A 24,767-nucleotide genomic window follows, 5' to 3' on the forward strand; every position below is an offset into this window, starting at 1 on the left:
CCATTGGTGGTCAGACATCATAAATCCGAGCTGATCACCCGGAAACCGTATCAGTTGTTTTGATCCGGGCTGATTACCCGGAACCCGGCTCACGCATGCAGAAAATCCAGCACTGCGGTTTCCGCCATCACGGCCTGCGGAATGCCGTGCCGGCGCGAGCGCGCCGCCTCCTCGGCGGTCTGCGCGGCCTGCAGATAGGCGCCGAGATGGCGGGCGTGCCGGACGATGCGGGCATTGACGGGCAGCCGCGCCGCCTCGAAGCCGCGCAGCGCCCCGGCGATGTCGTCGGCCTCGGCGACCGCCTCGGCCAGCGCGGCGGCATCGTCCGCCGCCTTGGCGACCCCGGCGGCGACATGCGGACGCGCCACGCAGGCGGCGTCGCCGACGATCGCCACCCGCCCGAAGGCGAGCTTTCGGGCCTCGAGATCGTAGATCGGCTGCAGGATCGGCTCGTCCATCAGGGCGACCAGGTCGGCGAGCTGCGGCGCCAGCAGGCGCCGCGCGTCGGCCATCAGCGCCGCGATGGCGGCGCGGCGGATCAGCGGCGGCGGGATCGAGATCGTGTGCGTGGTGCCGGTCTGGTCGGTGAGCAGCTCCTGCAGCGCGCCCGTTTCGTCGGCAGGCCGGTACCAGACCACGTTGTAGCGCCGGTGGCCTGGCCGCAGGTCGTCGTCGGGGCCCGCCACCGGATAGCCGAGAAATTGCTCGCCGGGCGGCAGGCAGAACGTCATGTAGTCGAACAGCGCCGCGTGGGCGTCGGGCGGGAAGGCTGATTCGGCGATCAGGCTGCGCCAGGCGACATAGCCGGCATAGACCGGCACGATCCCGGGATCGCAGATGTGCCGCACCGTCGAGCGGATGCCGTCGGCGCCGACCAGGAGGTCGCCGGATTCGGTGCCGCCGTCGGCGAAGCGCAGGACGACGCCGGCCTCGCTCTGCTCGAAGCCGGCCAGCGCCCGGCCGCGGTGGTAATGGGCGGGCGGAAAGGCGTCGCGCAGCAGGCGCCACAGGCGCTCCCACGCCGTCAGGGTCTGGGCGCAGGCGAGCCGGCCGGCGACGCGCCCGTCCTGCTCGACGATCTGCCGCGTGGTGATCTCCACCCCGAGCCCGCTTGTGTCGAGCCCGAGCGCGGCGATGCGGGCAATCAGGTCGGCCTGGGCCACGATGCCGGCGCCGCGCCCGGAGAGTTCGCTCGCCACCCGCTCGTAGACGTCGACGTCCCAGCCGCGCGACCGCAGCAGCAGACCGCCGAGGAGCCCGCTCATCGAGCCGCCGACGATCAGGGCGCGGCGGCCGCGCCGTCGCGATGGGTCGCGCATTCCCCCCTCCCGGTCTCGTTGTTATATCTAGTTCGTATAATGCGGAGGACCCCCATGAGCGCAATGTCCATGCTGGACAAGAAGGCTGCCGCCGTCGACACCTCGGCCTGGCCGACGAGCATCCGCCAGGAATTCGAGCGCGAGGCGAAGGCGCCCAACGGGTGCGTCGGCCACGAGCTCGTCTCCGAGACCGATACGCTGCGGGTGTGGATGCTCCGCCTCGCCCCCGGCGAGCGCGTCGGCTTCCATCGCCACGTCCTCGACTATTTCTGGACCGCCGTGACGGCGAGCCGCGGCCGCCAGCATCTGATGGACGGCACCACGGTGGAGTACGACTACCAGCCGGGCGAGACGCGGCACGAGACCTACGGCCCGGGCGAGTTCAAGGTGCACGACCTGGAGAACATCGGCACCACCGAGATGGTGTTCATGACGGTGGAGACGCTGAACAGCGCCAACCCGCCGCTGCCGATTCCCGCCGGCGTCCGCCGCGAGGCGGTGGCGGCTTGACGTGACACGGACGCTCTTCCGGCTGGGGGTGGGGCTTTGAAGACCTCGTCATTCCGGGGCGCGAACCGACGGTTCGCGAGCCCGGAATCCATACGCCCGGCGCCCATTGCTCTCGAACTACCGGGGCTATGGGTCCCGGGCTCGGCGCTTTGCGCCGCCCCGGGACGACGGAAGTGACTTCTGCAAAGCCTGCCGCCGGGGAGAGGTGAAAGCGCCGAGTCCGGCCGCCAGCGCTCTGCATCAAAACCACTCTAGCCAACGCCCGCGCCTTCCTGCACACTCGGGCCAAGCAAACGACAAGCTCCGGCGCAAGATCGGGGCGGCGAGGATGACGTTCGGGAGAGGAGACCACGGCGCCGTCCGGCGCATCGCACCACGCATCATTGCCGATATGGTTCGACGTCGCGCGCTTTCGCTCGATGGCGCGCGTGTCGCCGCCGGCTCCGTCCGGCGGCAAAAGCTTTCGATGACGCTCTCCATCGCGATCTTTCGTCTTTGCCCTCCCGTCGTCTGCCGGGCCCTGCCTCGAGGAGTTCATGGTCGAGCTCGATCTGGTGCTGAACGCCCTGCTGGCCGGGCTGCTGCTCGGCGGCTTCTACGCGGCCGTGACGGTCGGCATCTCGATCTCGTTCGGCATTCTCGACATCGTCAACATCGCGCACCCGGCCTTCATCATCCTCGGCTCCTACGTGGCGTATCTGGCCAATGCCGCCTTCGGCATCGATCCGATCGTGGTCGGCGTGCTGGCGCTGCCGCTGTTCTATGTGCTCGGCGCCGCCATCTATCAGATCTACTATCTCTCGTTCGAGCAGCGCGGGCAGGATTCGCTGCGCGGCCTCGCCTTCTTCTTCGGCCTCCTGTTCATCACCGAGGTCGGCCTGATCCTCGCCTTCGGGGTCGACTACCGCTACGTCCAGGCCGTCTACATGGACCGGTCGCTCGATCTCGGCATCGTGCAGATCCCGCTGCGCATGCTGGTGCCGTGCCTCGTCTCGCTCCTGATGCTGGCGGTGCTGCAGCTTCTTCTCACAAAGACCTTCGTCGGCCGCGCCGTGATGGCGGTGGCGCAGGACCAGCTCGCGCTGCAGCTCATGGCCTGCGATCCGGTGCGCATCCGCCGCATCGCGTTTGCGGCGTCGATCGCCACCTGCGCCATGGCGGGCGCCTTCCTGATCGTCATCCAGCCGATCGAGCCGTCGATCGGGCGCGAATATATCGGCCGGGTGTTCGCCATCTGCGTCCTCGGCGGGCTCGGCAGCCTGCCCGGCACGCTGATCGGTGCCATGCTGCTCGGCGTGGTCGAGAGCCTCACCGCGACCTTCTACGGCCCGTCCTGGGCGCCCGCCGTCGGCTTCGGGCTTCTGCTGATCACCCTGGCGGTGCGGCCCGCCGGCCTGTTCGGACGGTAGGCATGATCCGTCGAAATTTCCCCACGACGCTCCGCTCATTCCCGCGAAAGCGGGAATCCAGGTGCGTCAAGCCCTGGGTCCCCGCTTTCGCGGGGACGAGCGGAACGATCCGATCCCGCTGGAACGCATTTCAGGGACGCTGACATGCGCAACAGCCTCTTCATCCTCGTCGTCAGTCTGGTCGCCGCCGCCGTGTTCGCGGCCGCGCTGCTGTTGCGCAGCGACTATCTGCTGTTCGCCGGCTACACGGTGTTGCAGTTCGTCGTGCTGGCGACGGCCTGGAACATTCTGGGCGGCTACACCGGCTACGTGAACTTCGGCACGGCGGCGTTCTTTGCGGTCGGGGCCTACACGTCGGTGTTCCTGCACAAGGCCTTCCCGCTGCCCGTGCCGGTGATGGTCGTGGTCGCAGGCGCGGTGGCCGGCCTGCTCGGCTTCGGCATGGGCTATCTGACGTTGCGGCTGCGCGGCGCCTTCTTCTCGATCGCGACGCTGGCGCTCGCCGTCGTGCTGCAGACCGTGGTGGTCAACTGGCACTACGTCGGCGGCTCGCGCGGCGCCTACATTCTCCGCCCGCCGGCTGGCCCGATCGCCGGCCTGAGCTACATCGAGTATCTGTTTCTGATCATGCTGGCGCTCGCCGCGCTGTCGCTGATCGCAGCGCGCGCCATCGAGTGCTCGCGGCTCGGCTACGGCTTCGCCGCGATCCGCGACGACGAGCTCGCCGCCGAGGCCAACGGCGTGCCGACGCTGCGCCTCAAGCTGATCGCCACCACCATCTCGGGCGCCTTCATGGGCATGGCCGGGGCGCCGTTCCCCTCCTATATCGGCTATATCGAGCCGGCCTCTGCCTTCGGGCTGCCCTATGCGGTCAATGCCATCGCGATGCCGATGATCGGCGGTACCACGAGCTGGGCCGGCCCGCTGATCGGTGCCGTGCTGCTCGGCTCGCTGCAGCAGATCGCCACCGTGACGATCTCGTCGGCCGTCAATCTCCTCATCGTCGGCCTGCTGCTGGTCGGCTTCGTCATCGTCGCGCCGAACGGCATCGTCGGCCTGTGGCAGAGGTTCTTTGGACGGAACAGGACATCATGGCGACCCTCCTCGAAGTCGACGGCGTCGGCAAGCGGTTCGGCGGCTTCATCGCCCTCGACTCCGTCAGCCTGACGATCGCGAGAGGCGAGCGGGTCGGCTTGATCGGCCCGAACGGCTCCGGCAAGAGCACGCTGGTGAACTGCCTCTCGGGCACGCTGGTGCACGAGACCGGCACGGTGCGGTTCGAGGGCCGCGATCTCGCCGGCCTGAAGCCGCACGAGCGCACGCGGCGCGGCCTCGCCCGCAGCTTCCAGCTCCCGCGGCCGTTCGCCAGCTTGTCCGTCGCCGACAACATCCGGGTGCCGCTGCTCTATGCCGCCGCGAGCCGGCGCGGGCGCCATCTCGGCGAGCGCGAGATCACGGACCGCATCGCCGAGGTCTTGGAGGCGATGGCGCTCACCGACCGCGCCCGCCATTTTCCCCGCGATCTCACCCAGGTGGACATGCGCAAGCTCGAGCTCGGCCGCGCCATGGCGGCGGAGCCGACCCTGCTGATCGCCGACGAGGCGATGGCCGGCCTCTCCAATTCGGAGGTCGAGGACATCGTCGCGCTGCTGATCCGGCTCAACGAGACCGGCATCACCGTGATCCTGATCGAGCACATCATGAAGGCCGTGATGCAGTTCTCGCAGCGGCTCGTCGTGCTGGTGTCGGGCCGGAAGATCGCCGACGGCCCGCCGGCCGAGGTGGTGCGCCATCCCGAGGTGGAGAGGGCGTATCTTGGCCAGTAGCAGCATCAGGATCGAGGGCGTCGACGCCGCCTATGGGTCCGTGCGGGTGCTCGAGGACGTGTCGCTCGACGTGCGGGCCGGGGAGACCGTGGTGCTGCTCGGCACCAACGGCAACGGCAAGAGCACCCTGATCAAATGCATCATGGGGCTGTTGAAGCCGCTGAAGGGCCGCATCGCCGTGACGATCGACGGCACGGCGCACGACCTCGCCGGGCTGACCACGGTCGAGATCGTCGATCTCGGCATCGCCCTGGTGCCGGAGGGGAGGCGGTTGTTTCCGCGCCTCTCGGTCGAGGAGAACCTGCTGCTCGGCGCCTTCCGCAAGAAGGCGCGCGCGGCGCTCGCTGACAACCTCGCCTTCTGCTACGAGGCGTTCCCGCGGCTCGCCGAGCGGCGGCGCCAGCTCGCCGGCTCCATGAGCGGCGGCGAGCAGCAGATGCTGGCGCTCGGCCGCGCCCTGATGCTGGCGCCGAAGATCCTCATCGTCGACGAGCCGTCGGTCGGCCTCGCCCCCGTGCTGGTCAGCCGGACGGTCGACACGATCAAGGAGCTGAAGGAGCGCTACGGCCTCACCGTTCTGATGGCCGAGCAGAACTTCACCCAGGCGCTGCGCATCGCCGACCGCGGCTACGTCATCGTCCACGGCCGCATCGCCTTCGAGGGCAAGTCGGCCGACGAGCTCAACAACAACGAGCTGATCCGGAAGTTCTATCTGGGGCTGTGAAGGTGGGGGACTCTGAAATGCGTCGCCGTGCACCGCGCCAGTCGTTCCGGGGCGGCGCTTAGCGCCGAGCCCGGAACCCATAACCCCTGTCGATCGTGGGTCGCCGACACCGGGAGTATGGATTCCGGGCTCGCGGGTCTTCGACCCGCGCCCCGGAATGACCGACTGTGTGGCACTGTCGGTTCAGATCCCCAGGAGCGTCTTCGAGTTGCCGCCGCAGATCTTCGCCACCGTGTCGGCGTCGAAGCCGGACGAGACGATGTGCTCCACCGGCTCGTACTCGGCCATGTCGTAGGGATAGTCGGTGCCGAGGATGACGTGATCCGGGCCGAACACCTCGACCAGCGCGCGGAGCTGATGTGGCGTGAACACCACCGAGTCGACATAGATCTTCTTCAGGTAGCTGGTCGGCGGGTTCGGCAGCGTGCCGTGGGTGTCGGCGCGCGCGCCCCAGGCATGGTCGATGCGGCCCGAATAGGCGGCGAGGTACCCGCCGCCGTGCACCGCGACGATCTTCAGGTTCGGATGCCGCTCCAAGACGCCGTCGAAGATCAGATAGTGCAGCGCCATCGTGGTCTCGAACGGATTGCCGATGACGTTGTTGAAGTAGTAGCGGGTCAGCCGCTGGCCTTCGGTGAAGCCGTTGGGATGCAGCAGCACCACGGCGCCGAGCTCCTCGGCCTTCTTCCAGAATGCCGCAAACGCCGGATCCGACAGCTCCTTGCCGGCCACGTTGGTGAGAATCTGGACGCCCTTGTGGCCGAGCCGCGTCATGCAATGCTCGAGCTCCTTGGCCGCCTCCTCGCCGTTCTGGAGCGGCACGGTGCCGAACACCAGATAGCGGTCGGGATTTTTGGCGGCGTATTCGGACAGGCCCTCGTTGACCATGCGGCTCGCCGGCACGGCGATGTCCAGCGGCACCGTGTAGTAGCACTGGGGCGGCGGGCACATGATCACCTGGAGATCGAGCCCCATGGCGTCGAGATCGGCGAGCCGTTCCTTGAAGCCGGTCATCTGCGGCTGGCGCTCGGCGTCCTGCCTCTGGTTGAGCGCCTTGGTCTCCGGCGTCGCGAAATGGGCGAGCGGGATGGTCGACCAGTCGAGATGCGGCTTGGTGAACTCGGCCGCCCGCGGCACCGCGACGTGGGAGTGGATGTCGATGGTGACGCTCTTCGGTCGGACCTCGCGGCCGGGGCGGCCCTGCGGGCGCGCCGCGCTGGGGCCGTAACGGTTCCAATCGTTCGCCATGAGGCGACTCCTTCTCGTTTGCTGACTGCTGTCTTTGAAAACAGACGTGGAAAGCAGACAGGGCGGGGCGGAAGCTGCCCGATGCGGGGAGGAGCGAGACAAGACCGGGCTCGCCGAACCGCCTGCCGTGGCCGTCGGTCGCATGCCCGCGAAAAACCGCCGGCGGAACGCGACCGTGACCCGTGCTCTGTATAGAAGCCTTCGCGCCGCCTCACAATCCACGCGCGCGACGGTGCTGGGGCGCATTTATCGCAGCATGGACTTGGTCGTTCCGCGGCGCTGCGCAGCAGCGAGCCCGGAACCCATATCCCCTGTGTTGCGAGAGCATTCAGCACCGGGGCTATGGATTCCGGGCCCGCGCGCTCACGCGCACGTCCCGGAATGACGGTCTCGGAGTGACGCCGTCGGCTACTCGATCCCCAAAAGGTCGATCTCGAACACCAGAACGCTGTTCGGCGGAATCTTGGGCGGCGAGCCGGCGGCGCCGTAGCCGAGCTCGGGCGGGATGGTGAGGCGGCGCTTGCCGCCGACCTTCATGCCGGCGACGCCCTGGTCCCAGCCCTTGATCACCTGGCCGCCGCCGAGCGTGAAGACGAAGGGCGACCGGCCGATCGAGGAGTCGAAGGTGGTGCCGTTGGTCAGCTTGCCGGTGTAGTTCACCCGCACGCGCTGGCCGGCGCGCGCCTCCGCCCCGGTGCCGACCTTCAGATCCTGGCTGTTGAGCCCGGCGCCCGGCGCAGCGGCGGCTGGCGGCGCCGTGGCTTCGGGCGCCGGCCCGTCCGACCCGCTGGCGCAGGCCGCCAGCGCGAGCAGCGCGCAGAGCGCCACGGCGGTTCCGCTCCGGTGCATGGTGTCGTCCCTCCTGCCGCCTCCGGCGGCTCCCGGCCGCAGGCTACACCGTCGCGGCGGAGCGGGGAACAGGTCGGGACGGAGGAGGGAATTGGCGCCGGGCGCGCCTTCACCTCTCCCCGCTTGCGGGGAGAGGTCGGGGTCCGCGCGATCAGCGCGAACTCCGGGTGAGGGGGCGTCACCGCAAGTCTCTGCGCCGGGGCGGCGCCCCCTCACCCGGCTCGATCTCGCTGCGCTCGATCGCGCCACCCTCTCCCCGCGCGCGGGGAGAGGGCTTTTGGCTCACCGCCCGCGCACGGGTGAGCCTCGTCCGCTCACGCCCTGCACCGGGCTGACGACGCCGGCCACGGGCGACTCCACCCGTGCGGCTGCGCCGGCCGGCGCCGGGATGACCGGCACCAGCAGCCACGATTGCCGCGTCGGGGTGACGTGCAGCGTCGTGGTGCCGCCGAAAATTTCGGCCGGCCGGTCGTCCGGGTCGTCGTGCAGGAACGGCCCGCAGCCGGTCAGCTCGTTCTTGAAGTTGGACAGCTTGCCGCCGCTGCCGCCCGGCCAGACATAGTCCTTGCCCCGCACCGTGAGGCCGAGCCGATAGCCGGCCGGGATCACGATCGAGGTCGGCCACACCTCGATGTCGAGCTCGACCATCTCGTCGGGCGTCAGCGGCTGCTTCTGGTCGTGGCTGTGATAGGGCCGCCACGGCTCGGAGAGCTTGCGGTCGAGCTTGCGGTGGGAGGCGCGCAGCCAGCCCTGCGCCACCGGCGTGTGCGGATCGATGGCACCCTGGAACGTCACCTCGGTCATGTCGGGGGAGAACACCCGCACCACCAGGAACAGGTCGGCGTCCTCCGTGGTCGAGGAGACGAACAGCTTGGCCGCCATCGGCCCGGTGATCTCGACCTCGTCGGCGAACGGCGCGGTGAGGAACGTGACGCCGTCGCCGAGCGCCGAAAAGCTCACCCGGCCGGTCGTGCCGGAGGGCTCGCGCGTCAGCGAGCCGGTGGCGAAGTCGAGATGCAGCCGCGTCCACTTGGTGCGGGCGAGCGGCCATTCCGTCTCGGCGCGCGGGACGAACTTGTCGACATGGCGCACCTGCAGGAACACCGGCGGCTGGTCGCGCCAGCCGTTGTCCTTGCCGTGCAGGAAATGGTCGAAGAATTTGAGCTGCAGTGCGCGGCCGTAGTCGGTGTAGAAGTGCGTCCAGTGCTCGATGCCGTGCACCTCGAGCCACTTGTCCTTCGACTTGGCGCGGAAGAATCCTTCGAAATTGCCGCGTGGATGCAGCGGTTGCCCGCCCCAGTTGGCGGCCGAGAGGAACGGCACCGTCACCTTCTCCCACACGGCCGAACGGGCCTTGTGATAGTCGTCGTCGAGCGGATGCGCGGCGATCTCGGCGCCGAAGTCGCAGCGGTTCTGCTCCAGCTCCTTCTTGGACAGCTCCTCCGGCCCACACACCGGCTCGCCGGTGGCGCGGCTCTTGGCGCCGCGCTTGCCGAGCCCGTACTGCACGGTCTTCACCTGCATGTCGTACCAGTTCTTGGCGAACGTGCAGAGGATGCCGCCGTGATGCGTCATCTCGCGGTAGAAGTCGGCGCAGCCCTCCCAGATGCACATGGCGGCGAGATGCGGCGGCTGCAGGCCGGCGACGTGCCACTGGTTGATGGCGTAGTAGGAGATGCCGGAGAGGCCGACCTTGCCGCTCGACCAGTCCTGCGCGGCGGCCCATTCGATGCAGTCGTGAAAGTCCTTGGTCTCGCGCGGCGACCAGTGGTCGATGTAGCCGGGCGAGCAGCCGCAGCCGCGCGAGTCGACCCGCACGCAGACATAGTCGTGCGGCACCCATTTCTCCGGGTCGACCACCTCCCAGCTCTGGTAGAGGTTCGACGAGCCGGCCGTGACGTCCGGATGCTTCTCCGCCATCCGGTTCCACGCGCTCGGATAGCCGTCCTGGAAGGCGAGGCCCTTGGCGTAGGGCCCGTAGCTCAGGATCACCGGGTAACGCCCCGGCTTTTCCGGACGAAAGACGTCGGCCCGCAGCACGAGCCCGTCGTCCATGACGATCGGCACGTTCCAGTCGACCTGCATGCCGTCCCGCGTTTCGCTCTTCGCGACGATCGCTGCGTCCGACTTGGTGTCGAGTTTGGTATCGGGCTTGGTGTCCATGTTTCTCTCCCGTTTGGTCTTTGTCGCGGACGCTTGTTGTGTCTCGTCGACCGTTGCTCGTGCCGGCGCGTCAGTGCATTGACTTTCCCCTCATGGTGAGGAGAGGCCGACGGCCGCGTCTCGAACCATGTGGCCCCTGCGGTGCCCGCCCTCGCCCTTCGAGACGCCCGCTGCGCGGGCTCCTCAGGGTGAGGGCGGAGCGAGACGGTTCGATAACGCCGCCCCTCACTTTTTGCGCGGCTTCTTGCTCCGCTTCACCCCGGCCAGGCCCTCCAGCACGGTGCAGACCGCGCCGGTGTCGAGCATGCCGAGGCCCATCGAGCGCGCCGCCGCGTAGATCGGCATGGTGGCGTTGAAGGTCGGGGTCGGCACCCCGAGGCTGTCGGCGAACGCGCCGATCACGTCCATGTCCTTCTGCCACGTCTTGATCTTCATGGTCGGCGGCTCGTACTTGTCGTTCGCCATCATGGGGGCACGCGCCTCGAACATGCGCGACGTGCCGGCGCCCGCCTTGATCACCTCGACCACCAGCTTGGGATCGAGCCCGGCCTTCATGGCCAGCACCATGGCCTCGGCGCTCGCCACGTTGTGGATGGCGACCAGAAGGTTGGCGACGTACTTCATGCGGCTGCCGTTGCCGAACACCCCGAGGTCGTAGACGACCCGCGAGAAGCCCTCCAGCATCGGCCGGATCGTCTTGATCGCCTTGGTGTCGCCCGAGGCCAGCACCACCAGATCCTTGACGGCGGCCTGGCCGCCGGTGCCGCTCATCGGCGTGTCGAGCAGCGTGTGGCCGGCCTTGCGCAGCGCCTTCTCGGCCGCGACCTTGTCCTCGATCGTGAAGGTCGACGCCTCGGCGATGATGCGCGGCGAGAGCTTCGCCGCGACGATCGCGTCGACGACGTCGCGCAGCGCCTGCGGGCTCGGCAGGCTGGTGATCACGGCGGGCGCCGCCGCGACGGCTGCGGCGACGTCCGGCGCGATGATGACGCCGGCGCGCGCCATGGTGCGGCGGCGGGCCGGGTCGATGTCGTAGCCGGTGACGCGCCAGCCCGATGCGACCAGGTTCTTGGCGAACGCGCCGCCCATGATGCCGAGGCCGATGATTCCGACCGCGCCTTTCGACCGAGCCGCCATGGTCTTCTCCAGTCCTGTGTCGAGTGTCGAGGATGTCGCTTGGGTGACGATGATGGTGACGATGATCGTGTCGGGGATCGTGTCGGGGATCGTCGAAAACTGCCGCCTCGACGCTATACGCTCGGTCAGCGTGCTTTCAAGGGACCTTTCTATGCGTGTAGCGATCGCCTATCGTGCCGTCCGCACAATGCGGCGTCCGCGCTCCCGCCTCTCGATACACTGTATGATCTCCTGCACGCGGGCCGCCGACGAGGCGCGGCCAGGACGCAGTGCGCTGCAACAGCGCGGCGTGCGTGCAAGCGACGAGATTCGGGCGCGGTGACGAAACGCATCGCGATCACACCGCATCGCGATCACACGGCATCGCGATCACACGGCATCGCGATCACATGGAGGACACATGACATCGGTCGGATTGTCGCAGGCGAGCATCATCGTCGACACGGCGCTGGCGAAGGGACGGGAGACGGCGTGCGACCCGCTCACCGTCGTGGTGCTCGACGCCGGCGGCCACGTGGTCGCGGTCAAGCGCGAGGACGGCTCGGGCATCATGCGGTTCGAGGTGGCGTTCGGGAAGGCCTGGGGCGCGCTCGGCATGGGCTTCGGCTCGCGCGGCTATGTCGAGCGGGCGAAGGTCAATCCGGCCTTCGTCAACGCCCTGATGGCGGCGAGCGGCGGCCGCGTGGTTCCGGTGCCGTCGGGCGTGCTGATCCGCGATAAGGCCGGCCATGTGGTCGGTGCCGTCGGCATCTCGGGCGACACCTCGGACCGTGACGAGGTCTGTGCCGTCGCCGGCATCAAGGCGATCGGCCTGACGCCCGACACCGGCGGCGCGAAGGCGTAACGCTCGGTTCTTCCCTCTCCCCGCGAGCGGGGAGAGGTGAAGACTGCGTGCAAATAACAATAAATATCAAATAATATCAGGGAGGATCCCATGTCGATAAAGCTCTATTCGTTCTGGCGCTCGCTCGCCACCCATCGGGTCCGCATCGCGCTCGCCCTCAAGGGTGTGACGCCCGACGAGGTGGTGACGATCGACCTGACCAAGGGCGACCAGCACGGCGCCGCCTACGACGCCGTCAATCCGATGCACGCCCTGCCGACCCTGGTCGACGGCGACGGGCCGCCGCTCGTCCAGTCGCTCGCCATCATCGAGTATCTGGACGAGACGCGGCCCGACCCGCCGCTGCTGCCGGCCGATCCGCGCGGCCGCGCCCGCGTTCGCAGCCTCGCCTTGATGGTCGCGGCCGACGCCCATCCGCTGATGGTGCCCCGCGTGCGCGAGTATCTGGAGCGCGAGCTGGGCGTGCCGGAGGCGGCCCGCACGGCCTGGTGCCGCCACTGGATCGCGACGGCGCTCGGCGCCCTCGAACGGCGCCTGTCGGGGGAAGCCGGGACCGGCCGCTTCTGCCACGGCGACGCCGTGTCGCTCGCCGACATCTGCCTGGTCAGCCAGGTCGCCGGCGCCGGCTTCTTTTCGGTCGACACCACCCCCTATCCGTCGGTGCGGCGGATCGCCGAGGCCTGCAGCGCCATCGAGGCCTTCGCAACCGCACACCCGCTGCGGCAACCGGGCGCGCCGACCACCGCGTGAGTTGCGTTTCCAAGGGGAGGCGTATGCCGGAACGGGGGCTTCAATTCACCGAATCGCCTCGATAGAGTCCCGTCCCGTCGCGTCGCCCGGCCGAAGCGTCAGCGCGCTCCGACCGGGCGGGCGTCGCCTTTCGACGCCGCGACGTCCTGAAATCCTGCCGCGACGGCCTCGCCTCTCGACGTCGCTCCTTTCACCTCGTCCCGTGCACCTCGTCCCGTGCACGCCGTCCCGTTCACAGTGGATGCAGGCATGCGCCCCCGGATTTTCGTCACCCAGCCAATCGCGACGTCTGCGATCGCGCTGATGCGCGCCGTCGCCGACGTCGAGGTGCATCCCGACGCCACCGCCCCGATCGCCAAGGCGTCGATGATCGAGGGCGTCAAGCGGGCCGACGTGCTGTTCTGCCTGATGCACGACAAGGTCGACGCCGACGTGATCGCGGCCAATCCGAACCTGAAGGGGATCGCCGCCATGGCGATCCACCCGCAGGACATCGACGTCGCCGCGATGGAGAAGCGTAACATCCCGCTCACCGTGATCCCGCCGATGGTGAGCGAAGCCACCGCCGACATGGCGATGGCGCTGATCCTCGCCTGCGCCCGCCGGGTGCTGGATGGCGACCGGCTGCTGCGCGCCGGCATCTATCCGGGCGGACAGTCGAACTACCTGGCCGGCCTAGGCGTCACCGGCAAGACCATCGGGCTGATCGGCGGCGGCGGCCGCATCGGCAAGCTGGTGGCGAAACGGTGCCGCGGCTTCGACATGAAGGTCCTGTACTCGACGCCGCGGCGCAAGCCGGAGGCGGAGGAGCGCGAGGCCGAGATCGTCTATGCCTCGGTCGACGACCTGCTGCGTCAGTCCGACATCGTCTCGGTGCACTCGCCGCTGCGCGACGACACCCGCCATTCGATCGCCGACCGCGAGTTCGCCCTGATGAAGCCGACCGCGTATTTCGTCAACACGTCGCGCGGGCCCATCGTCGACGAGCAGGCGATGATCCGGGCGCTCCAGAGCGGGACCATCGCGGGCGCCGGCCTCGACGTGTTCGAGCACGAGCCGCACGTCCCGGCCGAGCTGCTCGCCCTGAGCAATGTCGTGCTGACCCCGCATCTCGGCAGCGCCGTGGTCGATCTGCGCGAGGAGATGGCGCTTATCGTCGCCGCCAATGCGGTGGCGCTCGCGCAAGGCACGACACCGCCGAATCTGTTCGACTTTGCGGGCCCGGTGACCTGATCCCGGCCCGACACCCCGATGCCCGGTCGTCGACCGGGTGAGCGTCACAAGGCCTGCCACGACCGGAGCCGATCCATGAGCAAAATCAAAATCGTCGTTTGCGACAGCCCGTTCCCGTCGCTCGATCCCGCCAAGGAGGCGCTGGCGCGCCTCGACCCGATCGTCGTGCAGGCCAAGAGCGCGTCGGCCGAGGACATCCTGGCCGAGGCGAAGGACGCCGACGGCATTCTCGTCACCTACGCCAAGCTGCCCGGCGATCTGCTGCGCCAGTGCAAGAAGCTGAAGGTGATCGGCCGCTTCGGCCTCGGCGTCGACAATATCGACATCCCGGCCGCCAAGGAGCTCGGCATCGTCGTCACCTATGTGCCGGACTACTGCCTGCACGAGGTGTCCGACCACGCGATGGCCCTCCTGCTCTCGATCGCGCGGAAAATCCCGCTGGCCAACACGTCCGTGCAGAGCGGCGAGTGGAAGATGCCCGTGGTGGTGCCGCTGCGCCGCTTCAACACCCAGACGCTCGGCCTGATCGGCTTCGGCGGCATCCCGCGCTCGCTCGCCCCGAAGGCGCAGTCGTTCGGCTTCAAGGTCATCGCCTCCGACCCGTTCCTGCCGAAGGAGATGTTCGACGCCGCCAAGGTCGAGAGCGTCACGCTGGACGAGCTCTATGCCCGCTCGGATCTCATCTCGGTGCATGCGCCGCTGATGCCGCAGACCCGCGGCCTGGTGAACGACGACGCCTTCGCCAAGATGAAGCAGGGCGTCATGATCGTGAACACGGCGCGCGGTCCGCTGATCGACGAGGACGCGCTGGTGCGCGCGCTCGACTCGGGCAAGGTCGCGGCCGCCGGCCTCGACGTCGTCACCACCGAGCCGCTGCCGAAGGACTCCAAGCTGCTCGGCCGCGGCAACGTGGTGATCACGCCGCACACCGGCTTCTACTCGGTCGAGGCGCTGCTCGAGCTCGAGACCAAATGCGCCAAGGACGTCGCCAGCGTGCTCTCCGGCGAGAAGCCCGTCTATCCGGTGAAGATGTGATCAACGTCGTCGGCCACGAGCCGGCTTAGTTTCACCCTCCCCTGGAGGGGAGGGTGAAAGGGTGGCTCGGGCTTGCGCCGAATTCTCGGCCGCAGAGCGTCGCTCAATCCGCCGTCCAGCCGCCGTCCAGCATCAGGGCGGAGCCGGTCATCAACGACGAGGCGTCGGAGGCGAGGAACAGGATCCCGCCTGTCACCTCGTCGAGCTGGCCGACGCGGCCGAACTTGATCTTGGTCGTCACCTCGTCGCGGAACGCCTTGTTCTCGAAGAACGGCTTGGTCATCGGTGTTTCCAGAAAAGTCGGCCCGATGGTGTTGACCCGCACATTGTGCGGCGCCAGCTCGACCGCCATCGCTTTCGTGAAACCCTCCATGGCGTGCTTGGTGGCGCAGTAGATGGTGCGCCGCGCCGCGCCGACATGGCCCATCTGCGACGAGATGTTGATGATCGAGCCGGCCCGCTTCTCGGCGACCAGACGTAAGGCCACGGCGCGCGCCATGAAGAAGGCCGCCCGGACGTTGAGATTGAAGATGGTGTCGAAGTCGGCGACCGTCACGTCCGCCAGAAGCGCCGGGCGGTTCATGCCGGCATTGTTGACCAGCACCTCGTAGGCGCCGCGCGCCGCAAGCGCCTTCTCCATCGCATCGAGATCCGTGACGTCGAGCACCAGCGCGTCGGCGCTGTGGCCGCGCGCCCGGATCGCCGCGGCCGCCGCCTCGATCTCGGCCGCCGTGCGGGCCGCCAGCGTCACATGGGCGCCGGCCTCGGCCAGCACCGCGGCCGCCGCGAGCCCGATGCCGCGTCCGGCGCCGGTGACCAGCGCCCGCTTGCCGTCGACGCGGAACGACGGAGTCTTGGGGAGTTCGATTGTCATCGTCCTGTCCGGGTGATCAGAGGATGCGTGAGACGCGAGCCAGCAGCATCGCGCTCGTGAGGCCTGCGACCGTGAAAGTCATGGCCATGCCGGCGACGCGCAGCCGAAAGTCTTCGTTCTGGCGCGACAGCCCGTAGGCGTGGATGGAGCGGCCGATCAGCAGGGCGAGGCAAAGCAGGTGGATCGACCATCCGGGGAAACCCTGCATCTCGGCGAAGGCGAGCAGCAGCAGCGCGAGCGGTACGTACTCGGCGAAGTTCCCGTGCACCCGGACGGCGCGTTCGAGCTCGGCATTGCGGCTGGTTCCGACCGGCACCCGGGTGCTCCGCCGCAGCCGAATCACCCGCACCGAGAGCGCGATGAAGATCAAAGCAAGGATCGCCGCATAGCCGGGCACGATCGTCGGAACCATGGCCGTCTCCGTGGTGTGTCACGGCGCGGGCGTGGCCCGCGCGTCCGCCGTCCATGCGGAACACCAGCATGGCGCGGCGATCGCCGTGTGTCATCGCACCATTCGGCCGCCGGGTAGCACTGCCTTCACCTCTACCCAGCGGGGAGAGGTGAAGCGGAAGCGGGCGTAGATCACTCCGCCGCCTCGCCGTAGGGGACGTTGCGGTGGCCGTAGCGGCGCACGCGGACATTCGCCTGCTCGGCGTGGGCCACGAAACCCTCCAGCATGCACAGCCGCGAGGCGTACTCGCCGACCATGGCCGAGGCCTCGTCGGTCAGAACCTTCTGGTACGTGCAGGTCTTGATGAACTTGCCCACCCACAGGCCGCCGGTGTAACGCGCCGCCTTCTTGGTCGGCAGCGTGTGGTTGGTGCCGATCACCTTGTCGCCATAGGCGACGTTCGTGCGCGGCCCCAGGAAGAGGGACCCGTAGTTCTTCATGTTGTTCAGGAAGAAGTCCGGGTCGCGGGTCATCACCTGGACGTGCTCGGAGGCGACGCGGTCGGCCTCCGTCACCATCTCCTCGTAGGAGTCGCAGATGATCACCTCGCCGTATCCGGCCCACGCCCTGCCGGCGAGCTCGGCGGTCGGCAGGATTTTCAGCAGCCGCTCGATCTCGCCCATGGTGTCGCGCGCGAGCTTTTCCGAGTTGGTGATCAGCACGGCCGGCGAGTTCGGCCCGTGCTCGGCCTGGCCCAGAAGGTCGGTCGCGCAGATCTCGCCGTCGACCGTGTCGTCGGCGATGATCAGGGTCTCGGTCGGCCCGGCCAGAAGGTCGATGCCGACGCGGCCGAAGAGCTGGCGCTTGGCCTCCGCCACGAAGGCGTTGCCGGGGCCGACGATCATGTCGACGGGCGCGACCGTCTCGGTGCCGAGCGCCATGGCGGCCACCGCCTGCACGCCGCCGAGCACGAAAATCTCGTCGGCGCCGCCGAAATGCATGGCCGCGACGATGGCCGGATGCGGCCCGCCCTTGAACGGCGGCGCGCAGGCGGTGATGCGCCGCACGCCGGCCACCTTGGCCGTGACGATCGACATGTGGGCGGAAGCGACCATCGGGTAGCGGCCGCCCGGCACGTAGCAGCCGATGCTGTCGACCGGGATGTGGCGGTGGCCGAGGATCACACCGGGCAGCGTCTCGACCTCGAGATCCGTCATGGTGTCGCGCTGCTTCCGGGCGAAGTTGCGCACCTGAGCTTGAGCAAACTTGACGTCCTCGAGGTCGCGCTTCGGCACCTGCGCGATGGCGCGCTCGATCTCCTGCGGGCTCAGCTTGAAGCTCTCCGGTGCCCAGCCGTCGAACCTCTCCGAAAGCTCGCGCACCGCCACGTCGCGCCGCTCCTCGACGTCGGCGAGGATGTGTTCCACGGTCTTGCGGACCTGATCGTCCGCCGCCTTGATGGCGCTCGCGTCCATGCCGCGCTTGAGATAACGGGCCATGATCGGCCTCCCATTGTGGCGTCGTTGTTGGTTATGCAGTCCCTGCTCTCGGCGTCGTCATTCCGGAAGCCGGCCGAAGGTCGGCTGTCCGGAATCCATAACCCCGGTCTGTGTGTATGGATTCCGGGCTCGCCGCTGCGCGGCGCCCCGGAATGACGGGACTCTGATCGTGGCTTTTATTTATTTGACCGCCTGCGGGTTGATCGGCGAGCCGGTGCCGCCCGTGATGATCAGGGGCGGGCCGCAGAAGAAGAACTCGTAGACGCCGTCGTCGGCGCAGTCGGCGGCCAGATCCTTGAGATAGAACATCTCGCCCATGCACAGGCCCATGGCCGGGATCACCACCCAGTGCCAGGGCTGGTTGGCCTCGTCGGTCTCGTTCGGCCGCACCTCGACGCCCCAGGTGTCGGAGCAGATTGCCGCGATCTGGTGCTCCTGGCACCAGTAGCAGTTCTCGAACCGCACGCCGGGCGCGTCGCCGCCGGCAAAGCCGCCCCACTGACCTTCGCTGAGGCAGCGCTCCATCTGGCCAGTGCGGACGATGACGAAGTCACCCTTGCGGATCTCGACGTTCTGGGCGCGGGCGCATTTGTTCAGCTCGTCGTTGGAGATCGCCTCGCCGTCCTTGAGCCAGTCGACGCCGCGGAACCGGGCGATGTCCAGGAGCACGCCGCGGCCGACCATCTTGTTCTTCGAATGCTCGATGCCGAGCACGGCGAGGCCGCGCGAATCGATCAGCTTGGCGTCGTGGCCGTTATAGGCCTTGTCCTCGTAGAAGACGTGGCCGAGCGCATCCCAGTGGGTGGCGCCCTGGACGCACAGATTGAGCGTGTCGTCGGCGTAGCGGATCTTGTTCCAGTCCTGCTGGCCGGCCACCGCGTCGGTGCCGGTCGCCAGCATCTGGTGGATCGGGTTGAAGCGGCCGCCGAACAGGCCGGTCTGCGGGCCGTTGCGGTCGAGCGGGATGCCGAGCGCGAAGGTCTTGCCGGCCCGGATCAGCGAGGCGGCGTTGACGATGTCCTCCGGCGAGACGTGGTTGAGGGTGCCGATCTGGTCGTCCTTGCCCCAGCGTCCCCAGTTGCTCAGTTTTTGCGAAGCTTCGGCGATCGCCTGCTTGCCGACTTTGATGTTCATCGGTTTGTCCTTGGTGTCGTCGTGACGGGCGGCCGAATGACGCCGCACCGCCGTCGGCGCCCGTGCGGGCGCTCCCCGTTCAGAATGTCGATATTGGCGCGGTCCTGGCCGCCCGTCTACGGATGGAAACGGGCTAATCGCTGGTCGTTCGCGGCCGGCGACGGCGTTCGGCCGCCGGGCGGGGCGCCGCGGCCGAACGCCGCGGAGGGGAGAGGGCGAGACGTCCCTCCGTCGTTCCGGTGCGGCCCGCAGGGCCGAGCCCGGAACCCAACCCCGGTGTCTCGAGGGTAATCTGCACAGGGGCGGTGGATTGACGGAGCCGGTAAGGCGAACTCCGACCTACCCGGCCGTCGTCCCGACGATCCCCCGCACGATGTCGATGGCGCGGCGCAGCAGCGTCTCGGACGCCTCGGCGGTGCGGAAGGCGGCGTGCGACGTGAGCGTCACGTTGTCGAGCTGCGTCAGCGGGTGGTCGGCCTTCAGCGGCTCGGCATGGAAGACGTCAAGCCCGGCGTGGCGCAGTCGGCCGCTGGTCAGCGCGTCGAGCAGTGCCGCCTCGTCGACCAGGGCGCCGCGCGCCGTGTTGACCAGGATGGCGCCGGGCTTCATCAGGCCCAGGCGACGGGCATCGACGAGGCCGCGGGTCTCGTCGTTGAGGACGAGATTGAGCGACACCACGTCGGCGCTCGCGAGAAGCTCGTCGAGGCCGACCATCGGCACGCCGGCGTCGGGCCGCGGCGTCCGGTTCCAGGCGATGACCTTCATCCCCAGTCCCGAGGCGATGCGGGCGACCTCGCGGCCGATGCCGCCCAGGCCGACGATGCCGAGCGTCTTGCCGAGGAGCTGCATGCCTTCGAGCGGCTTCCAGATGCCGGCCCGGACGGTGCGGTCCATGCGGGCGACGTCGCGGGCGCAGGCGAACATCAGGGCGACGGTGTGCTCGGCGACCGCGGTGTCGCCATAGCCCTTGATGGTATGGACCGTGACGCCGAGCCCGGCGAGAGCGGGAACGTCCATGTAGCTGGCCGCGCCGGTGCCGAGAAAGACGATGTGACGCAGGTCCGGGCAGGCGGCGACCTGCTCGGTCGGCATGTAGGAATGGTCGTCCAGGCAGATGGCGCAGCCGGCCAGGAGCCGCGGCAGGTCCGCCGTCCCGAACGGGATGGTGTTGACGCCGATCGGCGGGTCGTCGGGGCGGTGCACCCGGGCAAAGACGGGCTCGAGCTGGTGATTGCAGTCGATGAACAGGGCTTTCATGGGGGCGGCCGGCGGCTCCGGGTTAAGCGGGCAGGGTGCCGGTTCATAGCGCGATCGGATCGCTTTTCGAAGGGGTTGCGAAGGGGTTGCGGCGAATGGGCCGGTCCGGCCGGGGCCCCGGCCGGGCCGGTGCGGCGAAATCGAAGGGGGCGGCCGTCCCCCGCCGCCTTGCGCCGGAGCGGGGACCGGTGTTGTGTGCGACCGACGATTCGGGGGGACGGGGCATGCGACTCGCGAGCTATGTCACGCACGGCCGGTCCGGGTTCGGTGCGGTGGTCGGAAACGGGGTGGTCGACATGCGGCTTCGCATGGGACCGCGCTTCCCGACGCTTCTCGACGTGCTGCGCGAGGGGGCGCTGGACGAGCTGCGGGCCGGCGCCTCGGGCGTGCGGCCCGACTATCCGCTGAGCGAGATCCGCTTCCTACCGCCGGTGGTCGGGCCGGAAAAGATCATCTGCGTCGGCATCAACTATTCGGGCCGGCCCGGCGAGTACCAGGACCCGGCCGAGGATTCGAAGTTCCCCAACCTGTTCTTCCGCACCCCGGGGTCGCTGGTCGGCCACCTGCAGCCGCTGGTGCGGCCGCGCGAATCCGATCAGCTCGACTACGAGGGCGAGATCGCCTTGGTGATCGGTCGCACCGGGCGGCGGATCCCGCGCGAGACGGCGCTCGACCATGTCGCCGGCTATACGCTGTGCAACGAGGGCACGGTGCGCGATTGGCTGCGCCACGGCTCGCGCAACATCACGCCGGGCAAGAATTTCGACGCCTCGGGGAGTCTCGGCCCGTGGATCGTCACGGCCGACGAGATCGACGGCCGGGAGCCGCTGCGCCTCACCACGCGGGTGAACGGCGAGCTGCGCCAGGACGCCACCACGGCCGCCATGATCTTCGGCTTCGCCGAGCTGATCGCCTATGTCAGCATCTTCGCGACACTGATGCCCGGCGACGTCATCGTCACCGGCACGCCGGTCGGGGCGGGGGCGCGGTTCGAGCCGCCGCGCTGGCTGGAGCCGGGCGACGTGGTCGAGGTCGCGGTCCCCGAGATCGGCGTCCTGCGCAACGAGGTGATCGACGAACCATGACGGATGCCACGTCTGGCATGCGGGCAGCCTGCGTCATCGGCTGGCCCGCGGCGCATTCCCGCTCACCTCTGATCCACCGCCATTGGCTCGCGACCTACGGGATCGCCGGCGACTACCGCATCGAGGCGGTGCCGGCCGCCGAGCTCGAGGATTTCCTGTCCGGGCTCGCGGAGCGCGGCTATGTGGGCGCCAACATCACGCTGCCCCACAAGGAGGCCGTGCTCGCCCTGACGATGCCGGACGAGCGCGCCCGCAAGATCGGGGCCGCCAATACGCTGTGGCTCGACGGCACCAGGCTGCGGGCGACCAACACGGACGCCGAGGGCTTCATCGCCAATCTCGACGCCTCGGCGCCCAATTGGGACCGCGGCATCGAGACGGCGCTGGTGCTCGGCGCCGGCGGCTCGGCCCGCGCCGTCGTCTACGGCCTGATCGACCGCGGCGTGTCGCGCATCTATGTCGCCAACCGCACGCCCGGCCGGGCCGAGACGATCGCCAACCGGTTCGGCTCGGCGGTCCACCCGATCCGCTGGGAGGAGGCGCGCGGCCTGTTCGGCGCCACCCAGCTCCTGGTCAACACCACGACGCTCGGCATGGTCGGCCAGCCGGCGCTCGACTTCGGGCTCGGCCGGCTGGCGGCCAATGCGGTGGTCGCCGACCTCGTCTATGCGCCGCTGGAGACGACGCTGCTCGCGGCCGCGCGCGAGCGCGGCCTGCGCCGCGCCGACGGCCTCGGCATGCTGCTGCATCAGGCGGTGCGCGGCTTCGCGCTGTGGTTCGGCGTCACGCCGGAGGTGACGCCGGAGCTGCGCAAGCTGGTCGAGACGGACCTCTTGGCGCCCGCCAAGGTCTAGGCCGACGGCGATATCCTGGTCATCCCGGGGGGTGCGGGCGTCAGTCAGCGGGCCCGGAGTGACGGCGAGTTGCGGCCGCACGGCCGATCCGCCATCCTGCACGCCCCGCACCGCAGGAGCCCACCCCCATGGCATCCCTCGTCAAGACGCTCGCCGGCGCCGCATTCGCCGCCGTTCTGGCCGGCACGGCTTTCGCCCAGTCGGCGCAGCCGGCCGCCCAGACGGCGCGCATCCGCGGCCAGATCACGGCCGTCGACGGCAAGACCCTGACCATCCGCACCCGCGAGGGCGGCACCGCGTCGGTCGATCTCGCCGACGACGCCCGGGTGATGGCGCTGGAGAAGGCCTCGATCGCCGACGTCAAGCCGGGGCGCTACATCGGCGTGACGGCGATGCCGCAGCCTGACGGCCGCCAGCGGGCGATCGCCATCCACATCTTCACCGAGCAGCAGCGCGGTGTGGGAGAGGGTCATCGCCCCTGGGATCTCAAGCCCGACAGCACCATGACCAACGCCGCCGTCGACACCGTGCTGGCGGAAGGCAAGGACGGCGAGCTTCTCACGGTCAAGTACAAGGACGGCGAGAAGACCATCGTGGTGCCGCCCGACACGCCGGTGGTCGCCTATGCGCCGGGCCGGCGCGACGAGGTGAAGCCGGGCGCCGAGATCATCATCTCGGCCGCCACCCTGCAGCCGGACGGTCGCTGGCGGGCCCCCGCCATCAATGTCGGCCGTGGCGTCACCCCGCCGATGTGAGGCGACTTTCTGTTCACGCGAGATGGTCTGTTCTCGATGAGCCGCCGCCCACCTCTCCCCGCCGGGGAGAGGTGAAGCGGAGAGCGTCGCAGGTGCTTTGATCTCACTTCGTCGCGTCGCCGGCGTCGACCACGATGGTCTCGACCTCGCCGGCACCGCCGCGGCGGAACTTTGCGGCCGCGTCATATTCGGGCGACTTGAAGCAGGCGACGCCCTGCTCGAAGGTCGGGAACTCGATCACCACGAAGCGCTGGAACTTCTCCGGCCCTTCCATGATCTGATAACGCCCGCCGCGTGCCAAGACCTTGCCGCCGTGCTTCTTGATGATGCCGGGAACGAGGTCGGTGTACTTCTTGTACTCGACCGGATCGTTGATCTTGGAGCGGGCAACCCAGTAGGCGGGCATCGCGGTCTCCCTGGTGGATGAAAGCAATGGCGACGAGGAACGCGGTGGCGACAGAAGCGCGGAGGTTCGGTCGCCGGACCGGCGATGTCAAAAGCCGAGACCGCATGGGCCGCACGCAGAATTGCATCGCGGCGGCACGCCGCACCGCCCGCACCTGGCATGCAAAGGGCGCCCGCCTCCACCCCGTCGTGCTCGTGTTCTGTTGACCGCGCCTCCACGCTCGCTACCATGACGGACGAGACGGACCGACCAGCCTCGATGCTGCGCCGCACACCGTCCACGATCAAAACGACCAGACGAAAACGGCGGACAACGCCGGTTCAGGGAGGAAGACCACGTGAGCACCCCCGGTCTCGACCGGCGGAGCCTGATGCTCGGCGCCGCCGTTTCGGTTCCCGCACTGTCACTCGGTCCGGCACACGCCGAGGACTACCCGAGCCGCCCGATCACGATCATCAATCCGTTCCCGCCGGGGGGAGCCGCCGATGTGGTGGCGCGCCCCTTCGCGGCCGTGGTCGAGCCGATCATCAGGCAGCCGATGGTGATCGAGACCAAGGCGGGCGCAGCCGGCGCCGTCGGCGCGCAGGTCGCCGCCAGTGCCAAGCCGGACGGCTATACGCTGCTGATGCATCTCGTCTCGATCTCCGGCTTCGCCGAGGTCGACCGGCTGTTCGGCCGCAAGCCGAAATTCACCCGCGACGACTTCGTGCCGGTCGCCCGGCTGATCGCCGACCCCTGCGTGCTGATCGTCAACGACCAGCAGCCCTACAAGACGCTGCAAGAGTTCGTCGACGACGCCAGGAAGCGACCGAACGAGCTGCTGTTCTCGTCGTCGGGGCTGTACGGCGCGCTGCATCTGCCGATGGCGCTGTTCATGAAGGCGGCCGGCCTGCAGATCCGTCACCTGCCGACCAATGGCGGCGGTCCGGCCCTGACCGCGCTGGTCGGCAACAACGCGCAGGCGCTGGTGTCGTCGATCGCCGCGGCGAGCGGACAGATGAAGGCCGGCAAGGCGCGCGCCCTCGCCTCCTTCGGCGCGACCCGCGCCCCCGCCTGGCCCGACGTGCCGACCATGAAGGAGCTCGGCTACGACCTCGAATACTATCTGTGGGTCGGCCTGTTCGCGCCCAAGGGCACGCCCGAGCCGATCGTGACGAAACTGCGCGACGTCACCCGGCAGGCGGCGGCGAGCGACGCCTTCAGGCAGGCGATGACCAATCTCGGCCAGGACGTCGCCTATCAGGACCAGCCGGAGTTCAGGACCTTCTGGGACGCCGACGCGCGCCACATCGAGGACGCGGTGCGCAGCATCGGCAAGGTGGAGGGATGAGGGGGCACACAAGGGCGTCATGCGCGGGCTCGACCCGCGCATCCATCAAAAGAAGACGGCATCGTCGTTTCGAAACGATGGATCGCCGGGTCGAGCCCGGCGATGACGGTGCGGCTTGGTCACCCATCCGGGCCA

Annotated in this window: 25 protein-coding genes; 14 read left to right on the plus strand and 11 right to left on the minus strand. The window is 68.8% G+C overall.

Annotation, left to right across the window (positions count from 1 at the left end):
• Window positions 1-89 precede the first annotated feature (89 nt).
• Window positions 90-1,319, minus strand: a complete 1,230-nt coding sequence (locus HXX10_RS12985) for an FAD-dependent monooxygenase (protein ID WP_296522729.1) — start codon at window positions 1,317-1,319, stop codon at window positions 90-92.
• Window positions 1,320-1,382: 63 nt separating this feature from the next.
• On the opposite strand from HXX10_RS12985, the gene HXX10_RS12990 reads away from it, so the two are divergent.
• The 5 genes from HXX10_RS12990 to HXX10_RS13010 all read left to right on the plus strand — a co-directional run bounded on the left by HXX10_RS12990 (window position 1,383) and on the right by HXX10_RS13010 (window position 5,788).
• Window positions 1,383-1,829: a hypothetical protein gene (locus HXX10_RS12990; protein ID WP_296522884.1), complete on the plus strand. Its 447-nt coding sequence runs from the start codon at window positions 1,383-1,385 to the stop codon at window positions 1,827-1,829.
• A 536-nt stretch (window positions 1,830-2,365) separates the two neighbouring features.
• Window positions 2,366-3,238 (plus strand): branched-chain amino acid ABC transporter permease, encoded by an 873-nt coding sequence (locus HXX10_RS12995; RefSeq protein ID WP_296522730.1) that lies wholly within the window; start codon window positions 2,366-2,368, stop codon window positions 3,236-3,238.
• A 144-nt stretch (window positions 3,239-3,382) separates the two neighbouring features.
• Window positions 3,383-4,405, plus strand: a complete 1,023-nt coding sequence (locus HXX10_RS13000) for a branched-chain amino acid ABC transporter permease (RefSeq protein WP_296522732.1) — start codon at window positions 3,383-3,385, stop codon at window positions 4,403-4,405.
• Entirely contained in the window at window positions 4,330-5,064 is a 735-nt protein-coding gene (locus tag HXX10_RS13005) for an ABC transporter ATP-binding protein (RefSeq protein WP_296522733.1), read from the plus strand. The genes HXX10_RS13000 and HXX10_RS13005 overlap by 76 nt, the downstream gene beginning before the upstream one ends.
• Window positions 5,054-5,788, plus strand: coding sequence for an ABC transporter ATP-binding protein (locus HXX10_RS13010; RefSeq protein ID WP_296522734.1), 735 nt, complete (start codon window positions 5,054-5,056; stop codon window positions 5,786-5,788). Before HXX10_RS13005 ends, HXX10_RS13010 begins: the two co-directional genes overlap by 11 nt.
• 183 nt (window positions 5,789-5,971) lie before the next feature.
• Here HXX10_RS13010 and HXX10_RS13015 read toward each other — a convergent pair whose 3' ends face one another.
• The 4 genes from HXX10_RS13015 to HXX10_RS13030 all read right to left on the minus strand — a co-directional run bounded on the left by HXX10_RS13015 (window position 5,972) and on the right by HXX10_RS13030 (window position 11,185).
• Window positions 5,972-7,036 carry an amidohydrolase family protein gene (locus HXX10_RS13015; RefSeq protein WP_296522735.1) on the minus strand — a complete coding sequence of 355 codons (1,065 nt, stop codon included), beginning with the start codon at window positions 7,034-7,036 and terminating at the stop codon, window positions 5,972-5,974.
• A 408-nt stretch (window positions 7,037-7,444) separates the two neighbouring features.
• On the minus strand, window positions 7,445-7,885 hold the full coding sequence (locus HXX10_RS13020; RefSeq protein WP_296522736.1) for an FKBP-type peptidyl-prolyl cis-trans isomerase: 441 nt from the start codon (window positions 7,883-7,885) through the stop codon (window positions 7,445-7,447).
• A gap of 282 nt (window positions 7,886-8,167) precedes the next feature.
• A complete protein-coding gene (locus tag HXX10_RS13025; protein WP_296522737.1) occupies window positions 8,168-10,048 on the minus strand; it encodes a CocE/NonD family hydrolase in 1,881 nt (626 codons plus the stop codon).
• 225 nt (window positions 10,049-10,273) lie between these two features.
• Window positions 10,274-11,185: an NAD(P)-dependent oxidoreductase gene (locus tag HXX10_RS13030; RefSeq protein WP_296522739.1), complete on the minus strand. Its 912-nt coding sequence runs from the start codon at window positions 11,183-11,185 to the stop codon at window positions 10,274-10,276.
• Here HXX10_RS13030 and HXX10_RS13035 point away from each other — a divergent pair.
• The 5 genes from HXX10_RS13035 (at window position 11,184) to HXX10_RS13055 (ending at window position 15,047) form a co-directional block, all read left to right on the plus strand.
• Window positions 11,184-11,507, plus strand: a complete 324-nt coding sequence (locus tag HXX10_RS13035; RefSeq protein ID WP_296522740.1) for a hypothetical protein — start codon at window positions 11,184-11,186, stop codon at window positions 11,505-11,507. The two genes, HXX10_RS13030 and HXX10_RS13035, sit on opposite strands and share 2 nt — an antisense overlap.
• A 78-nt stretch (window positions 11,508-11,585) precedes the next feature.
• Window positions 11,586-12,029, plus strand: a complete 444-nt coding sequence (locus HXX10_RS13040; RefSeq protein ID WP_296522741.1) for a heme-binding protein — start codon at window positions 11,586-11,588, stop codon at window positions 12,027-12,029.
• 96 nt (window positions 12,030-12,125) lie between these two features.
• Window positions 12,126-12,779 carry a maleylacetoacetate isomerase gene (gene maiA, locus HXX10_RS13045; RefSeq protein WP_296522886.1) on the plus strand — a complete coding sequence of 218 codons (654 nt, stop codon included), beginning with the start codon at window positions 12,126-12,128 and terminating at the stop codon, window positions 12,777-12,779.
• Between the two features lie 249 nt (window positions 12,780-13,028).
• Window positions 13,029-14,012, plus strand: coding sequence for a D-glycerate dehydrogenase (locus HXX10_RS13050; protein WP_296522742.1), 984 nt, complete (start codon window positions 13,029-13,031; stop codon window positions 14,010-14,012).
• A 75-nt stretch (window positions 14,013-14,087) separates the two neighbouring features.
• Window positions 14,088-15,047, plus strand: a complete 960-nt coding sequence (locus HXX10_RS13055; protein ID WP_296522744.1) for a C-terminal binding protein — start codon at window positions 14,088-14,090, stop codon at window positions 15,045-15,047.
• A gap of 103 nt (window positions 15,048-15,150) precedes the next feature.
• Here the strand turns inward: HXX10_RS13055 and HXX10_RS13060 are convergent, their stop codons facing one another.
• From HXX10_RS13060 to HXX10_RS13080, 5 genes are all read right to left on the minus strand, one after another.
• Window positions 15,151-15,921, minus strand: a complete 771-nt coding sequence (locus tag HXX10_RS13060) for an SDR family oxidoreductase (RefSeq protein ID WP_296522745.1) — start codon at window positions 15,919-15,921, stop codon at window positions 15,151-15,153.
• Window positions 15,922-15,937: 16 nt separating this feature from the next.
• On the minus strand, window positions 15,938-16,333 hold the full coding sequence (locus HXX10_RS13065; RefSeq protein ID WP_296522746.1) for an MAPEG family protein: 396 nt from the start codon (window positions 16,331-16,333) through the stop codon (window positions 15,938-15,940).
• 170 nt (window positions 16,334-16,503) lie between these two features.
• Window positions 16,504-17,811: a histidinol dehydrogenase gene (gene hisD, locus HXX10_RS13070; protein WP_296522747.1), complete on the minus strand. Its 1,308-nt coding sequence runs from the start codon at window positions 17,809-17,811 to the stop codon at window positions 16,504-16,506.
• A gap of 180 nt (window positions 17,812-17,991) precedes the next feature.
• Window positions 17,992-18,945 carry a cyclase family protein gene (locus HXX10_RS13075; protein ID WP_296522748.1) on the minus strand — a complete coding sequence of 318 codons (954 nt, stop codon included), beginning with the start codon at window positions 18,943-18,945 and terminating at the stop codon, window positions 17,992-17,994.
• A gap of 339 nt (window positions 18,946-19,284) precedes the next feature.
• Entirely contained in the window at window positions 19,285-20,202 is a 918-nt protein-coding gene (locus HXX10_RS13080; protein ID WP_296522750.1) for an NAD(P)-dependent oxidoreductase, read from the minus strand.
• A gap of 224 nt (window positions 20,203-20,426) precedes the next feature.
• Here HXX10_RS13080 and HXX10_RS13085 point away from each other — a divergent pair, with 224 nt between their 5' ends.
• From HXX10_RS13085 to HXX10_RS13095, 3 genes are all read left to right on the plus strand, one after another.
• Window positions 20,427-21,287 (plus strand): fumarylacetoacetate hydrolase family protein, encoded by an 861-nt coding sequence (locus HXX10_RS13085; protein WP_296522752.1) that lies wholly within the window; start codon window positions 20,427-20,429, stop codon window positions 21,285-21,287.
• Window positions 21,284-22,141, plus strand: a complete 858-nt coding sequence (locus tag HXX10_RS13090; RefSeq protein WP_296522753.1) for a shikimate dehydrogenase — start codon at window positions 21,284-21,286, stop codon at window positions 22,139-22,141. Before HXX10_RS13085 ends, HXX10_RS13090 begins: the two co-directional genes overlap by 4 nt.
• Window positions 22,142-22,269: 128 nt before the next feature.
• On the plus strand, window positions 22,270-22,896 hold the full coding sequence (locus tag HXX10_RS13095; RefSeq protein WP_296522754.1) for a hypothetical protein: 627 nt from the start codon (window positions 22,270-22,272) through the stop codon (window positions 22,894-22,896).
• A gap of 103 nt (window positions 22,897-22,999) precedes the next feature.
• On the opposite strand, the gene HXX10_RS13100 is transcribed toward HXX10_RS13095, so the two are convergent.
• Window positions 23,000-23,302 (minus strand): DUF1330 domain-containing protein, encoded by a 303-nt coding sequence (locus tag HXX10_RS13100; protein WP_296522756.1) that lies wholly within the window; start codon window positions 23,300-23,302, stop codon window positions 23,000-23,002.
• 337 nt (window positions 23,303-23,639) lie between these two features.
• Here HXX10_RS13100 and HXX10_RS13105 point away from each other — a divergent pair, with 337 nt between their 5' ends.
• Window positions 23,640-24,632 (plus strand): tripartite tricarboxylate transporter substrate binding protein, encoded by a 993-nt coding sequence (locus HXX10_RS13105; protein WP_296522757.1) that lies wholly within the window; start codon window positions 23,640-23,642, stop codon window positions 24,630-24,632.
• Window positions 24,633-24,767: the final 135 nt, after the last annotated feature.

Source organism: Rhodoplanes sp. (genome assembly GCF_013377085.1).
In the GTDB taxonomy this organism is placed as follows: Bacteria; Pseudomonadota; Alphaproteobacteria; order Rhizobiales; family Xanthobacteraceae; genus Rhodoplanes.